General features: G+C 58.0%; 15 protein-coding genes and 4 tRNA genes. 4 read left to right on the forward strand and 15 right to left on the reverse strand.

The window, feature by feature from the left end; genetic code table 11:
* Positions 1-56 precede the first annotated feature (56 nt).
* A tRNA-Leu gene (locus L0Y14_RS12455) sits at positions 57-143 on the reverse strand.
* A 418-nt stretch (positions 144-561) separates the two neighbouring features.
* Here L0Y14_RS12455 and L0Y14_RS12460 point away from each other — a divergent pair.
* Positions 562-900 (forward strand): hypothetical protein, encoded by a 339-nt coding sequence (locus L0Y14_RS12460; RefSeq protein ID WP_006475697.1) that lies wholly within the window; start codon positions 562-564, stop codon positions 898-900.
* A 72-nt stretch (positions 901-972) separates the two neighbouring features.
* Here L0Y14_RS12460 and L0Y14_RS12465 read toward each other — a convergent pair.
* From L0Y14_RS12465 to L0Y14_RS12530, 14 genes are all read right to left on the reverse strand, one after another.
* Positions 973-1,048, reverse strand: a tRNA-Gly gene (locus tag L0Y14_RS12465).
* 8 nt (positions 1,049-1,056) lie between these two features.
* A tRNA-Cys gene (locus L0Y14_RS12470) sits at positions 1,057-1,130 on the reverse strand.
* An 88-nt stretch (positions 1,131-1,218) separates the two neighbouring features.
* Positions 1,219-1,294 (reverse strand) — tRNA-Gly (locus L0Y14_RS12475).
* An 81-nt stretch (positions 1,295-1,375) separates the two neighbouring features.
* Positions 1,376-1,960 carry a CDP-diacylglycerol--glycerol-3-phosphate 3-phosphatidyltransferase gene (pgsA, locus tag L0Y14_RS12480; protein ID WP_005965277.1) on the reverse strand — a complete coding sequence of 195 codons (585 nt, stop codon included), beginning with the start codon at positions 1,958-1,960 and terminating at the stop codon, positions 1,376-1,378.
* 12 nt (positions 1,961-1,972) lie between these two features.
* Entirely contained in the window at positions 1,973-3,805 is a 1,833-nt protein-coding gene (gene uvrC / locus L0Y14_RS12485) for an excinuclease ABC subunit UvrC (protein WP_005965275.1), read from the reverse strand.
* Between the two features lie 2 nt (positions 3,806-3,807).
* On the reverse strand, positions 3,808-4,437 hold the full coding sequence (locus tag L0Y14_RS12490; RefSeq protein ID WP_005965273.1) for a uracil-DNA glycosylase: 630 nt from the start codon (positions 4,435-4,437) through the stop codon (positions 3,808-3,810).
* A complete protein-coding gene (locus L0Y14_RS12495; RefSeq protein WP_005965272.1) occupies positions 4,430-5,080 on the reverse strand; it encodes a response regulator in 651 nt (216 codons plus the stop codon). The genes L0Y14_RS12490 and L0Y14_RS12495 overlap by 8 nt, the downstream gene beginning before the upstream one ends.
* Positions 5,081-5,278: 198 nt before the next feature.
* Positions 5,279-5,770 carry a DUF1249 domain-containing protein gene (locus L0Y14_RS12500; RefSeq protein ID WP_005965270.1) on the reverse strand — a complete coding sequence of 164 codons (492 nt, stop codon included), beginning with the start codon at positions 5,768-5,770 and terminating at the stop codon, positions 5,279-5,281.
* A gap of 122 nt (positions 5,771-5,892) precedes the next feature.
* A complete protein-coding gene (gene trxA / locus L0Y14_RS12505; protein WP_005965268.1) occupies positions 5,893-6,270 on the reverse strand; it encodes a thioredoxin in 378 nt (125 codons plus the stop codon).
* Positions 6,271-6,418: 148 nt separating this feature from the next.
* On the reverse strand, positions 6,419-7,063 hold the full coding sequence (adk, locus tag L0Y14_RS12510; protein ID WP_006475694.1) for an adenylate kinase: 645 nt from the start codon (positions 7,061-7,063) through the stop codon (positions 6,419-6,421).
* A gap of 86 nt (positions 7,064-7,149) precedes the next feature.
* The gene (locus tag L0Y14_RS12515; protein ID WP_005965264.1) at positions 7,150-8,217 is read right to left on the reverse strand and encodes a M48 family metallopeptidase; all 1,068 of its coding nucleotides are present in this window, start codon (positions 8,215-8,217) and stop codon (positions 7,150-7,152) included.
* On the reverse strand, positions 8,214-9,275 hold the full coding sequence (locus L0Y14_RS12520) for a YjgN family protein (protein WP_006475693.1): 1,062 nt from the start codon (positions 9,273-9,275) through the stop codon (positions 8,214-8,216). Before L0Y14_RS12520 ends, L0Y14_RS12515 begins: the two co-directional genes overlap by 4 nt.
* Before the next feature lie 43 nt (positions 9,276-9,318).
* Positions 9,319-9,627, reverse strand: a complete 309-nt coding sequence (locus L0Y14_RS12525; RefSeq protein WP_006475692.1) for a hypothetical protein — start codon at positions 9,625-9,627, stop codon at positions 9,319-9,321.
* A 234-nt stretch (positions 9,628-9,861) separates the two neighbouring features.
* Positions 9,862-10,515: a PEP-CTERM sorting domain-containing protein gene (locus tag L0Y14_RS12530; RefSeq protein WP_240991741.1), complete on the reverse strand. Its 654-nt coding sequence runs from the start codon at positions 10,513-10,515 to the stop codon at positions 9,862-9,864.
* Positions 10,516-11,070: 555 nt separating this feature from the next.
* On the opposite strand from L0Y14_RS12530, the gene L0Y14_RS12535 reads away from it, so the two are divergent.
* The 3 genes from L0Y14_RS12535 to L0Y14_RS12545 all read left to right on the forward strand — a co-directional run bounded on the left by L0Y14_RS12535 (position 11,071) and on the right by L0Y14_RS12545 (position 14,040).
* Positions 11,071-12,531: a multicopper oxidase domain-containing protein gene (locus L0Y14_RS12535; protein ID WP_240991740.1), complete on the forward strand. Its 1,461-nt coding sequence runs from the start codon at positions 11,071-11,073 to the stop codon at positions 12,529-12,531.
* Between the two features lie 133 nt (positions 12,532-12,664).
* Positions 12,665-13,504: a thiopurine S-methyltransferase gene (locus L0Y14_RS12540; protein ID WP_138921930.1), complete on the forward strand. Its 840-nt coding sequence runs from the start codon at positions 12,665-12,667 to the stop codon at positions 13,502-13,504.
* 2 nt (positions 13,505-13,506) lie between these two features.
* On the forward strand, positions 13,507-14,040 hold the full coding sequence (locus L0Y14_RS12545; protein WP_006475688.1) for a hypothetical protein: 534 nt from the start codon (positions 13,507-13,509) through the stop codon (positions 14,038-14,040).
* The last annotated feature ends 12 nt before the right edge of the window (positions 14,041-14,052 follow it).

Consider the following 14,052-nt stretch of genomic DNA (forward strand, 5'->3'; position numbering starts at 1 on the left):
GTAGAGATAGGATCGCCAGTGTCAGTGATTCCCTCGCTGGAAGAGGGCGTTAATAGTGGTGCCCGGAGCCGGAATCGAACCGGCACGGGGTTGCCCCCGAGAGATTTTAAGTCTCTTGCGTCTACCAATTTCGCCATCCGGGCATGGACGAGCGACGCATTCTAGCGCATCGAACAGTCAAGGGAAATTTACATCGCCACCCACCCAGAGGAATTGCATCTGAGCCGCCATACCGTGTAGCTTTCCTCTGACGAGGCTCCACCCAATTTGTCACACTCGCCACACCAGGCAAGCCATGAGGCCCCATGGGGCAGTCACCACGACCAGAGAGACTACAGGGATGAAGCACCATCAAGATCTCTTGGCGCCTGCCTGCTGATTGCATGCCTATGTATCACTGGCTGCCAGAGTACGCCACAAAAGCCACCCTCCGGAGCGACAGCCGGAGCAAGTCCGACACTGCCCCCAACTCAATCCCTTGCTACCCTCCCATCAGCGACAGAAAAACCGATCTCCCCCGCTGCTCACAAGATCCTCTCCATTGGCCAGGAGATGGCACTGGTGAAGCGGGAGATCATTCAGGGAAGTTGCTGGGACTATGCCAACGCGGTCTATAATCGGGCCGGTTACCCCAACCGAAACGGCCAGCGCATCACCATTTTTAAAGGTAAAAAGTCTGGCCCCTATGCCGCCATCGCCTTGATCGAGCCGGGCGACTTTCTCTACTACATCAACCACTCCTATTACGATGTAGAGCACAGCGCGATCTTTATCGAATGGATAGATATACAGAGGAGCACGGCGCTGATGCTCAGCTATGGCGGTGAGCATCGCAAAGCGCCTGCGCGCTATCGCCCCTATGATCTCTCCAGCGTCTACCGAATCATCCGGGCCAATTAGCGCAAGCAGGACAGCGGCAAGCCAGGCCCGCAGGCACAAAAAAGCCCCGGATGTCCGGGGCTGATTGCCATTTGGAGCGGGAAACGAGACTCGAACTCGCGACCCCAACCTTGGCAAGGTTGTGCTCTACCAACTGAGCTATTCCCGCATTCTAGATGGAGGCTTGGGTCGGAATCGAACCGGCGTCCACGGCTTTGCAGGCCGCTGCATAACCACTCTGCCACCAAGCCTAAAACAGTTCCGGACGCTGCCTGAGTGGCGGCAGCAGCCGTGAATCTAACAAAAAAGCCCCGGTACTGCCGAGGCTCTTTCACAATTTGGAGCGGGAAACGAGACTCGAACTCGCGACCCCAACCTTGGCAAGGTTGTGCTCTACCAACTGAGCTATTCCCGCTGCGTCAGAACGAAGCGTATTGTAGCGGCGCGGATGTTGCTGTCAAGCATCAATCAACTGAAACAGCTGATTCATCCCCCTCTACTCTTCCCTTGGCAACACCTCCACCACCGACTGCCCAGAGAGACTTGGCCAGGCCGCGCGCAGGTAGACCACCATCGACCAGAGCGTCAGAATAGCTGAAACATAGAGCAGCACAAAGCCGACCGTGAACACCGGAATCTCCCACAGTGGCTGCTTGATAATTAACAGCAGGATCGCCACCATCTGCACTGCGGTCTTGAACTTACCGATCATCGACACCGCCACCTGGGCGCGTGCGCCGATCTCGGCCATCCACTCGCGCAGCGCTGAGATGGTGATCTCGCGGCCAACAATGATCGCTGCCGGCAGCGCCAGCGCCGGGCTCGGCTCCGCCTCCACCAACAGCAACAGCGCTGCCGCCACCATCAGCTTATCTGCAACCGGGTCGAGGAAAGCACCAAACGGCGAAACCTGCTGCCAGCGTCGCGCCAGATAGCCATCCAACCAGTCAGTGACACTGGCCAGAGCAAACACCGCCGCAGAGAGCACCCTGGCCCCCTCGAACGGCAGGTAGAAGATCAACACAAACACCGGGATCAATAGGATCCTCAACAGCGTCAGGATATTCGGAATGGTCCACACAATAAGAACCCACTAACTCTCTTCATGAAAGGCCTGATAGATCAGTCGCGCCAGTTTCAGGCTAACCCCATCGACCCGTGCGATATCCTCGACCCCGGCCCGGGTCAGCTCCTGCAATCCACCAAACTGCTTCAACAGCCGCTGCCGGCGCTTTGGACCGATCCCCGGCAACGCCTCCAGCACCGAGGTCTTACGACTGCGGGCGCGGCGCTGGCGATGACCCGTAATCGCAAACCGATGTGCCTCATCACGGATCTGCTGCACCAGGTGCAGCGCAGGTGAATCCGCCGGCAGTATAATTGGCGTGCTATCGCCGAACAAGAAGAGCTGCTCCATGCCCGCCTTGCGGTCCGGCCCTTTCGCCACCCCCACCAGGGTCAGTCCAGCGATACCCAGCTCGACCAGAATCTCATGCGCCGTGCTCAGCTGCCCTTTGCCACCGTCAATGAAGAGGATATCAGGCAACGCCACCTCCCCCTTCTTGATGCGGGTATAGCGCCGCTCCAGCGCCTGGCGCATCGCCGCATAGTCATCGCCGGGTGTGATGCCATCGATATTGAAGCGGCGGTAATCCGATTTGAGCGGGCCTTCGGCATTGAACACCACGCAGGAGGCGACCGTTTTCTCTCCGCGAGTATGGCTGATATCAAAGCACTCCATACGCGACGGCGACTCATCCAGCCCCAGCGCCTGCTGCAGTCGCTCGAGCCGCCCCTGCATATCGATGCGGCTGGCGAGCCGCGCCTTCAGTGCCAGTTCAGCGTTGTTCAGCGCCATCTGCAGCCAACGTGCCCGCTCACCGCGCAGCCGATGACTGATGCGCACTCGCCGCCCCGCCTGTTCGCCGAGCACCTGCTCCAGCAGGGTCTGATCTTCACCAGCATGACTGAGGATGATCTCCGCCGGCACCGCCTTTTCCAGATAGTACTGGGCGACGAAAGCGGAGAGCACCGCCCCCGCCTCTGCGCCAGCGGGTATTGCGGGAAAGAAGGCCTTGTTACCCAGATTGCGACCGGCGCGGATAAAGAATACCTGGACGCAGGCGGTCCCCGCTTGCAGCGCCACCGCGACGATATCCAGATCGCCCCGTTCGCCGCTGACATACTGACGTTCCTGGATCCGGTTGAGAAGTTTGATCTGATCTCGGTAGAGCGCCGCCTGCTCGAACGCCAGCGCCGCAGAGGCCGCCTCCATGCGCGCCACCAGCGCATCCACCACCGTACTGGTCTTACCATCGAGAAACAGCTCGGCATGGCGCACATCCTCGCGGTAGTCGGTCTCGCTGATCAGGCCGACACAAGGCGCGCTGCAGCGTTTGATCTGATACTGCAGGCAGGCTCGCGAGCGGTTGCGAAAGAAACCCTCCTCGCACTGGCGCACCGGAAACAGCTTCTGCAACAGCTGCAAGGTCTCGCGGGTCGAACCGGCGCTCGGATAGGGACCGAAGTAGCGTCCACCACCCTTGCGTGAGCCGCGTCGGAAACTGAGTGCCGGGAACGACTGGTCGGTGGAGAGATGGATGTAGGGGTAGCTCTTGTCGTCCCGTAGCAGCACATTGTAGCGCGGCTTGAGCGACTTGATCAGATTGTTCTCCAGGATCAGCGCTTCAGCCTCGGTGTGGGTCACCGTCACCTCGATGCGTTCGATCTGGACGACCATGCGCTGGATGCGCAGATTGAGAGCGCGGGTGAAGTAGCTGCTCACCCGCCGCTTCAGATTCTTCGCCTTGCCAACATAGAGCACCTTGTCGTCGGTGCCGATCATACGATAGACCCCGGGCCTGGAGGTCAGCGTCTTGAGAAAGGCCTTAGCGTCGAAACAAGCTTTAGACGACGGTTCACTCATCGTCAGAGAGTCTGCAGCAGCTCTCTGGCACGTGCAAACACCTGCTCGAACATCGCTGTGGTGAGTCTTTTTGTCTGGGTGTTGTAGCGGCTGCAGTGGTAGGAGTCGAGCAGCCGGAGGCCATTCGGCAGGCGGTGTTCAGCCGCATGACCGAAGGCAAACGCCTTCAGCTTCTGCCCGGATGCCTTGAGCACCGCGTTGTGGGCAATGCAACCCAACGCTAGCACCACAGCCCCCTTCTCCAGGCTTGCCAGCTCTTGGCTAAGGTAGTGGTTGCAGTTGTTAATCTCCACCCCCTGCGGCTTGTTCTGCGGTGGCAGGCACTTCACCGCGTTGGTGATGCGGCAGTCGAACAGCTGCAGGTCATCATCTGCCGCCACCGATTCGGCCCGACTGGCAAAACCGTAGCGGTGCAGCGTCTGGTAGAGCAGGATGCCGGCGTGATCTCCGGTGAACGGGCGTCCGCTCGCGTTCGCCCCATGCATGCCCGGCGCCAGCCCCACCAGCAGCAGGCGAGCGGCAGGATCACCAAACGGCGCCACCGGACGACAGTGGTAATCAGGGTGGTCCTGGCGGGTCTGATCGAGGAACGCCGCCAGCCGGTCACAACGGCGGCAGTGCAGATCAAACACTGTCGACCTTGTCGCTGAGAATGCCGTGGCGATAGGCGAGCCGCGTCAGTTCCACATCGTTGCGCACATCGAGCTTCTCATAGATACGCTGGCGGTAGGTGCTGACAGTCTTGGGGCTGAGGCTGAGACCATCGGAGATCTCCTGGTTGCGTTGCCCCTCCAGGATCATCAGCATCACCTGGGTCTCGCGGGAGGAGAGGCCTTGGAAGGGAGTGGCGGAGTGGCGCTTCCAATCGGTGAGGATATGTTTTCTTGCGACATCGGAGGAGACAAAGGGCTGACCACGGAACACGCTGCGGATCGCTTGGATCATCTCATCTGCCGGGCAGCCTTTGGTCAGATAACCCATTGCGCCCACCTCGTTAAGACGAGCAGGGAAGGGCTCGTTATCCAGCATGGTCAACGCCACCACCTTCAAATCGGGAGCAATTCTCAGCAGTCGGCGAGTCGCCTCGATGCCACCAATGCCAGGCATGTTCACATCCATCAGCACCACATCGGGCCGATCCTGCTGCACCATCTGGATCGCCGCTTCACCACTGCCCGCCTCGCCCACCACACTGATGTCAGGCACCTGCGTCAAGATACTCTTGACGCCGGTACGCACCAGTTCGTGATCGTCAACCAACAACACTCTGATCATCTGATTCCTCGCTGTTCAGAGGTATCGCCCACACTGCTTGATATCGGCCTGCACGCAACTGACAGGCGCACATCGTCCCCAGCCTGGGGGGGGGTGCAAACTATTCCGCCGAAGAAGAGACCATTGAGTTTACAAGGGTGGCTTAGATTGAACAACGGAACCGCTCCCGAAGGCTTGTGGGCTGCAAAGCAGATCACATCAGGAGACCACCCAACGCTCTCGGCTGGATGCGTACTCAGGCCCACCGGCGCCAAAGCCATGCCCCTGGATGACACAGAACGCCAGCCATTTGGAGAGGAACAGGTTCAACTTCCAACGCTGCTCCAGGGTCGGGTTATCGCCCCACTTTTTCAAGGGTAAGGCCGACTGGCGCAGGTCGACGATATCGACCTGTTTGGAGTCGTGATAGACACGCAGATTGGCGTCCGGATCAGGGTAGTGGCCACCGGCATGGGGAAAAAAGTAGGTAAGGTGGAGCAAGCTGGTGTAGGGGGTCTGTTCGAGCACCTCCAGATGGAGATCCATACCATGATCGAGACAGGAGAGGGCCCGCCCCTGCATCAACCGAAGTTCTGGCGCAAGCCGCAGCAACAGCCGGTAGTTCTCCTCACTCAGATCGAGCAGCGCGCCCACATTCGGCCTGCCATTCAGCAGGCTCTTTAGACTCCACGGGTAACAGGGGGCTCGCATCGCGTCGGTCCAGACCTCTCAATTCAACACAGGAGGCCATGATACAGCCACTTGCCCCTGCTGCGGACACAAAAAAACCCCGACAGGCCCTAACACCGCCGGGGTCTTTTCGGAATGACCGCTCAGGCGCCCTGGCCGCCCTTCTGCTCTGCTTCGATCTGCGCCCGCACCTCGTCCATATCGAGTTCACTGGCCTTGTCCAGCAGATCACGGAAGCCCGACTCCGGCAACGCACCCGCCTGGGAGAAGATGATGATGTTCTCACGGAAGATCATCAGAGTCGGGATCGAGCGCACCTGGAAGTGCATCGCCAGTTCCTGCTCGTCTTCGGTATTCACCTTGGCGAAGACCATATTCGGATTGTCTTCGGCAACCTTTTCATAGGTCGGGGCGAAGGAGCGACAGGGACCACACCAGGGCGCCCAGAAATCGATGATCACGAAATCGTTATTGGTGATGGTCTCTTCGAACGTGTCCTTGGTGAGTTCTACGACAGCCACAGCATGCCCCTTAACAATTTAGTAAAAAGTTGGCGGATTCTATCAGAATATTCTAATAAGTTCATCCAGCAAATTGCCCGAATTCCCTCAACTGAATGCCATAAAAAAGCCGGGCTTAGCCCGGCTTTTCAGCATTCTTCAGTGAAGATCAACCCAGTCCGCTGAAGATCTGGTCGCGGATCTCGTCCACCCCGCCAACACCGTTGATCTTGATGTATTTGCAACTACCGGCATCTGCCTCTTTGGTGTAGAAGGCGATCAGCGGCTCGGTCTGGTCATGGTAGACCTTGAGACGCGCCTTTACGGTCTCTTCCTGATCATCATCGCGCTGAATCAGATCCTCACCGGTCTCGTCATCCTTGCCCTCCACCTTGGGCGGATTGAAGGTGACGTGGTAGGTGCGACCGGAGGCGAGATGCACCCGACGACCGGACATGCGCTTGATGATCTCCTCATCGGGCACATCGATCTCCACCACCGCGTCGATCGGCACACCAGCCTCTTTCAGCGCTTCTGCCTGGGGAATGGTGCGGGGGAATCCATCGAACAGGTAGCCGTTGGCGCAATCGTCCTGGGCAATGCGCTCTTTCACCATGCCCATGATGATATCGTCAGAGACCAGACCACCCTCATCCATGATCTTCTTCGCCGCCTTGCCCAGGTCGGTGCCCTGTTTAACGTGAGCACGCAACATGTCACCAGTGGAGATCTGGGGAATGCTGTACTTCTCTTTGATGTAGTTTGCCTGGGTACCCTTGCCCGCACCGGGGCCGCCCAACAGAATCACGCGCATGTTCATCACTCCTTAATCTGGTGTAACACTCTTTTCATACCACTCGAGTCTGACACACTATGGCGCAAGCGGACTATTCGAGGCTATCAATGGGCGGATATAGCGACCTTATGCGTCACATCACTAGCCTTTCCCTGCCCCCAATGAGCGATCATCTCGATCCGCTCCTGGGTCATCGGGTGAGTGGAGAGATAGCTCAGCGCTCCACTCTCCTCCCCCCCATGACTCTCCCCAAGGCGTTGGAGCATCCGACCCAGGTGTTGCCGATCCAACCCGGCGCGCTGCATCAGCAAGACCGCATAGCGGTCCGCCTCGCTCTCGAACTCGCGAGAGTAGTGACTCTCGACCAGCAGCACCGGCAGTGCCGCCAACAGTGCCCCACTGGAGGCAGCATCCCCCACAAATAGAGTGGTCAGCAGCACCAGCAGCGAATCCTGCAGCACATGGCGGACCCCGTGGCGATACACCAGATGCCCGATCTCATGGGCAAACACCCCCATCACTTCTGCATCCGCCTGTGCCAGCTCAATCAGCTCATCGGTCACCACCACGATGCCCGAGGGCAGCGCGAAGGCGTTGGCGCCGACCGTGCCGCCAGCTCGGAACTGCAGCTGCAACGGCGTCGCGGCATCGGCCTCCCGAACCATCCGCTGAAACAGTTGCCGATAGTGCTGCTGTTCTGTCTCTGGCAGCTTAGAGGGTTCCAGCCAACGCTTGTCGAGCAGCGCCAGCACCTCCTCTCCCAGGATCAGGTCAAGCTGGAGCGGCGTGGCAAATGCGAGGTAACGTGACGCCAGCGGCACTCCCTGGGAGATCATCAACCAACCAAGCCCAAGTGCCAGAGACACGGCCAGAATCACATAGCGGTAGCGGCTCTCCAGATGGTGCAACCAGCGCCCCTCCCCTGTCCTATCAGTCAGCGCCTCCAGTTGCAGCATGAAGTCATGATTGGCCACTTCAAGTTTGCCGCCCTCGGGCAGAAAGATCCCCTGAGGCGCACTCCCCAGCTGAGGGGTGATACGCAGTTCCGAGGTCGGCCAGAAGCACTCGCCGGTGGCATACTCGATCCACAGGTCACGGCCATTCAGTGAGACACGAACCCGCCGTGCCTGTGACTGGCGACCATCGAAATAGAGCGCCTCGGTGGTGATCAAAGGCCAAGATCCACATCAAACACATCGCCAACCCCCTCACCCGTGGCGGCCACCTGCTCTGCCTGATCGGCGAGAAAACCATCCAGGTCTTCCTGCGGAATAAACTGCAGCGTCTCCGCCCGGTAGCGGGCCATGCGGATCTTTGCCCAAGGGATCAGCAGACCCAGCGAGAGGATGATGGCCAGCGCATTGGTCAGCAACAACACAATCAACTTGCGTGCCTGCATATAGCTCTCAAAACGATGGCCGTTAAGGTCGGTATGGTTCCAGATTAGGTTGGCGATGCGCGCCTTGATGAAACCATATACCAACAGAGAGCCAACCAGGATTGGCAGCAGGCCCAGCAGGCTGCCACGCATCGCGACCGGCGGCTCACCGGCTGGCTGTGCCGACATCGTCATCACGCTTTCGAATAACCGGCTGCTGAGCACGCCACCCAGGAAAAACACCCCCAGCAACAGCAGTCCGGCCAGTAGATAGGTTTTATAGAACCTACCAAGCGGTGCCTCCATCGCAAATGCGCTCGCTCCATAGCGACTCTGGCCGAGGATGAAACGGCTGCGCCGCTGATCAAAAAAGGGATAGAGCAGACCCAGACTGAGCGGCAGCAGAATCGGCAGGCCGATAAACACTTTGATCGCCTTGGAGTAGTTCTGCTCGAAGCCAAAGCGGATGTTGCGATAGGCCGAGTTGTGTGCACGAAACGCCAGTGCCTTGTTGACGATCCAGGGCATCGCAATCAGAAACAGCAGCGAGGCAAGCAAATCAAACGGTGGTGCGATCAAGGTCAGGCCAAGATAGAGGATAAAAAAACCGACTGCGATCAGGCGCCCTTTGAGGATCATCATCGGCTCGGCCAGATAGTCGAAGGTCGCTCCCGCAAGCCGGGTATTGGCATAGAAATAACGCTGGGTACGCACCTTCGCCCACGCTGAATAGACGCCCAGGGTGAGGATCGTCAGCACCAGATTGACGATCCAGATACGAAAAAACTCTCCGAATCGACCGGTAAATTCAAACGGAAGTAAAGAGGATGACTGCAAATCCTTTGTTTCCATGTCAGGTGACTCTTTTGCTTTCTCCCTGTCTATAAAAATGCCTCTATTTCTTCTCCACCATCCGATCCAGTTTCGGCCGAGGGGAATCCGCCAGCCACTGATCAAGATGCGCCCCCTGCTCATCCACCCACATGGTGTAATCGAGACCGGGACAGACATCCGGATACTGCTCATGGATCGCCTGGCAAAGCTCCCACGCCTGCTGGTTGCGCTGGAACAGCGCATTGTGCTGCGACACCTGACGCAACTGCTCCTTCACTTCCCGCCTGGTAGAGCGAATCTCCATCACCAGAAAAACCAGGATAACGACGAAAACCAGCAACGCCGAAAGTGTCGCAAAATCAAAAGACATGACTATTTTTCCTTGGGATATCAGAGCGGCATACACTAACCGATCAATTCCAGGGTGAGAACCTCAAGCACCAACCAACCACGAAAAGTGGGGCCGATTGGCCCCACTTTCCACATGCCACCTGACCCCCAGCCGCAGACAGAGGCCAGTAGAATGGCTGTTATTTTTCCGACAGATTCAACATCAAAGTGTTGAGCCGCCTTGCCCCTATGTCAAACACTCTGCTTGACCCGTTCAGCTGGACTTTTTACGGAAGCCAAACAGACCACCCACCAAACCGATGCCGAGCAGAGTCAAGCTGCCAGGCTCCGGCACAGAGGCGTTCTCGGTCACCAAGTGAACATTGCTGACAGCGACTGTAGATTCGAGACCGCCATCACTCGGAAGGTTTGAGACAAGCTGAAACTCCATGCCAAGCAGGGTCACGCTTGCATCAAGACCTGAGAGATCCCAACTGACGCTGCCAGCATCCGTCCAATTGACGGAAAAATCATCAATCAGAGCACCTGTGTCCCCATTGAAGACGAATGCATAAAACTCATCATCATTGCCCGCAGGCTCAGAAAAAGAGAAGTCAAAGTCCAAGCTCAACAGACCAGTGGGAACATCGATACCAGGATCACCCATAAGAGGGTCGTTCGAAAGCAAGGTGATGCTGAAAGCTGGATTCTCCTCCATCAGAGCCGAGCCACCATCAACCGCCACGGATACGGTTGGGTCAGCATAAAAATCGTTCAGATCAAGTGGGATAACCGCGGCCTGAACGGAGAAGGCCGCCATGGCTAAAGAGCAGAAGGCTAAAGTAAGTTTAGTAATTTTAGTGATTTTTCTCATTTTTTTCGATCCCCATGCTTGATTTTTTTCATGATTGAAGTAGCGATGGGCCACGAGCATACTTCGTGCCAATTTTGTTTTTTGCCTTGACTTCAAATACTTACAACACCCCCCCAAAACCATACAAAAACTATGTAAATTTCACCGACACCACAAACATTCTTATTCAGGCACCTTGCTACGAGGCACGGCAAATACCTCTATTAGGCTGGACAACCACACAAATAGCAGGAATCCAAGTCCCGATCGGTGGGAAAAAAAACCCATATACAGGCCATTTCGCAAGGAGAAATCAAACAAATCGCAGGCTCCGCTCCGTCATTTATTGTAAAAATTTCCGACAATTGTCAATGCCATCCCGTTACGGTATAAACGCAAACGCGAACGCCGCACGGGGTAGTAATTATTGCCAGGAACGGGTTCACAGATTCCAATTGAACGACCTCAGAGTTTCCACAAAAAGATCTCGAATTTTACTTAGGTTGGGGTATCTGTGCTGGTCGATGGGAACCTAAAGCATCCATCTTGGCAGCGGCGCCCGCACCGCTATTGGCCTTGCGTCAATACTTCGTTACTTATGCAACACATATAGGAAAGGGGAAAACAACAATGAAAAAGCGAATGCTCGCACTTAGCCTCGCAATGACGATGCCGCTCTTTAGTGGCCAGGCATCGGCGCAGGTCCGTCACCTCTACCTGGCGGCAACCGATGGCTACCACCACCTGCCCGACCACAACGTCTATGGCATCACTCCCGCCACGCTGGCGACCGCCCCCTACCGGAAGGTCTACATGCGCGGCTTCTGCGACGATGTCGACGGCACCCAGGCTGTCCCCGGATGCGCCAACATGCCCGCGCCGATCATTGATGTCACCCAGGGTGACGATGTCTTCGTCCACCTGCGCAACATCGGCAACGCCAACCCCTACGCGCCGGCCGACCCCCACACCATCCACCTGCATGGCATGGAGCTGACCACCCAGAACGACGGCTTCAACGAAACAGCGTTTGAGGTTCCCGACACCCCCGGACAGAACACCGCCGTCTACTACTTCAAGGCGCAGAAGCCCGGCACCTACATGTGGCACTGCCATGTCGAGGCCTCCGAGCATATCACCCTAGGCATGTATGGGGCGATGGTCATTCGTCCACGCCGCGCCACCTTCAACTCGGTCTACGGCGGCAACTATCTCGACCGCTTCGACAAAGAGTATCTGATGGTCCTCACCGATGTGGACACCCGTAGCCGCGACTTCATCCAGCTGGCCGCCGCGCCCGCCGGTAGCCCGGCAGAGGCCGAGCTGCTGCGCCGCTTTGACAAGAACAGCAATGGCACCCTTGAGCCTGAAGAGCAGTATAACTTTACCGACTTCAAGGCCAACTGGTGGATGGTCAATGGCCGCGCCTTCCCCGACACCCTGCTGCCTGTCACCCCTGCCGCAACAACCGCCGCCTGTAACAACGGCACCGGGCGTTCGCTGGTGGTCAGCGACACGGGTGACTTCGAAGGGTGTAACCCGCCGGCCTCCGGCCCGCTCTCCGGCTTCCTGACCGGCAGCAACAACGCCACCAGCTACGCCGCCCTGGTCGACGCCAACTACAACGACAACGTGCTGATGCGTCTCATCAACATCGGTTACACCGAGGTGCCCTGGCACGCCCATGGCTGGCACTTCACTCGCGTTGGTAAGGACGCCAACCCGATCGATCCCACCAACCAGAAGCAGGAGTACACCGTGCATATCGGCTCTGGCGAGACCCACGATATGATCACCCGCTTCAAGGATCTGCGCACCACTGGCGGCTACGCCAGCAACTCGATGATCTCCAACCAGGGTAGCGGTCTGAATGAGATTGCCGGAGCCTGGGGCGTCTATGGGATCGATCCCGCAGCCCACGACAACAACCTGGATGTACAGTGGTACCCGATGCATAGCCATAACGACTACTTCGTCACCAACAACGGCGCCTATCCTGGCGGCATGGCGGTACTGGTTCGCGCCACCACCGCACCACCACCAGCCGCTTCGACGACCCGTCAGCGCGGTTCGGCACCTCGCCGTCGCTAGATTCGCCTCCGGCTAATCTATAGCAGTCGATACGGGGAGGGCGGCTTCGGCCGCTCTCCCCGCTTTCAATCGTGTTAGATCGAATTCCAGTGGGACACATCCCCCTTCTGGCTATCGCGATGGAGCATTGAATATGCAACTACGATCTGTTTTTTTGACCCTCCCCCTACTCTCTCTCTACCAACCTGCCGCCCTGGCAGACCGCGACCACGAAGCCCCCAGGCACCAACCCCCACCCCGGCACACCACCCCCAAACACATGCAGCGCGCCCCCAGCTCGGGACGGCTGGAGGTCGAGAAGATCATCCTCGGCGGGCGTGGGCTGCAAGGTACCAGGATAGAGGTGCGCTACCGTCTGATCGATGTAAAGGAGTTTCCCGCCCACCCGATGACCACATCGATCGTCGATGATCAGAGCAGGCAGCTCATACAGATCAGCAAGCTGCCGATGCTGGTTGCGCCCGTCCCGGCGGAGAAGGCGGCCTCGACCCCCCCCGGCAAGCTCTACTTCTGGGACCAGGAGGGCATCATCAAGCCAGGCAGCAAGATCTCGGTGATGGTGGCCGGGCTGGCCAGCCTCCACCTCCCGGTCGAGGCCGGCCCCGACTATGACCCGGCGGCCGCACAGGTGGCTGAGGCGGTCATCGAAAAACCCAAGCTCCCGGCGGATGCCACGCTGAAGGTGCATCAAGTCAAGGACTCGGGCAACGGGCTGCTCAATGTCTGGTTCTCCACCACCGGAGTGGACGCCATCACCGCCGGCGCAGAACACACCTACGTGATCAACCAGAAGACCGGCGAGAAGCTCCCCGTACTGCGCGTTCCCCGCATCGGGCTATTGGCCCCCAAGCACCTAGAACACACAGACGGCTCTTTTATGGTAATCAACAATCAGGGCCGACAGGTGAAGCGCGGTGATCACATCACCGTCGTCGTCGTCGGTCTTGAACAACCCGATGTTCTGGTGGAATAAAGATGCAGTCAGCAAAACCCATACGGCTATTCACTCTCTCTCTCCTGTTATTCGGTTGTCTGGCGGGAGTACGAGCGGAAGAGAGCAAGGCGCCCACTGCCAACAAAGACCCCAGACTCTACGAAGGGGCCATCTACTACGGCAAAGAGGATCAGATCGAGGATATCGCCGTCCCACTCGGGGGGGTGGTCGGTTCTGACACGGTAGATGGTATCAACGTTGGTCTCTATGTCTTTCAGGCCAGCTCCCCCGAGCGTCATCAACCCGGCGCGAAGGGGCCAACCCACCTGTTCAACATCACCTTCACTGAGGAGGAGGACGGCAACCTCATCGAGCAGGTGCTCGGGGCGCTGATCATCCAGGGGCAAGGGCCGCAGAAGGAGAGCCGCCACCGCATCCACCCCTTCAAATCCCATCAGCAGGTGGCGGTGCGCCTCGAGCAAGAGGGCGAGTACCAACTCTCCGTCGAATATCTGGCCAAAGGCCAGCAGGGCAAGACCAAGGCATTTCCCTTCGTCTATGTACGCAAGAAATAACCCAAGAGCAGG

The organism is Candidatus Endoriftia persephonae (genome assembly GCF_023733635.1).
GTDB classification, from domain to species: domain Bacteria; phylum Pseudomonadota; class Gammaproteobacteria; order Chromatiales; family Chromatiaceae; genus Endoriftia; species Endoriftia persephonae.

Bases quoted from the DNA above. Each gene is read 5' to 3' on its own strand.
- uvrC (WP_005965275.1), bottom strand. From the start codon at position 3,805: ATGAGTGAACCGTCGTCTAAAGCTTGTTTCGACGCTAAGGCCTTTCTC.
- L0Y14_RS12495 (WP_005965272.1), bottom strand. From the start codon at position 5,080: ATGATCAGAGTGTTGTTGGTTGACGATCACGAACTGGTGCGTACCGGC.
- L0Y14_RS12500 (WP_005965270.1), bottom strand. From the start codon at position 5,770: ATGCGAGCCCCCTGTTACCCGTGGAGTCTAAAGAGCCTGCTGAATGGC.
- adk (WP_006475694.1), bottom strand. From the start codon at position 7,063: ATGCGCGTGATTCTGTTGGGCGGCCCCGGTGCGGGCAAGGGTACCCAG.
- L0Y14_RS12520 (WP_006475693.1), bottom strand. From the start codon at position 9,275: ATGGAAACAAAGGATTTGCAGTCATCCTCTTTACTTCCGTTTGAATTT.
- L0Y14_RS12525 (WP_006475692.1), bottom strand. From the start codon at position 9,627: ATGTCTTTTGATTTTGCGACACTTTCGGCGTTGCTGGTTTTCGTCGTT.
- L0Y14_RS12535 (WP_240991740.1), top strand. From the start codon at position 11,071: ATGAAAAAGCGAATGCTCGCACTTAGCCTCGCAATGACGATGCCGCTC.
- L0Y14_RS12540 (WP_138921930.1), top strand. From the start codon at position 12,665: ATGCAACTACGATCTGTTTTTTTGACCCTCCCCCTACTCTCTCTCTAC.
- L0Y14_RS12545 (WP_006475688.1), top strand. From the start codon at position 13,507: ATGCAGTCAGCAAAACCCATACGGCTATTCACTCTCTCTCTCCTGTTA.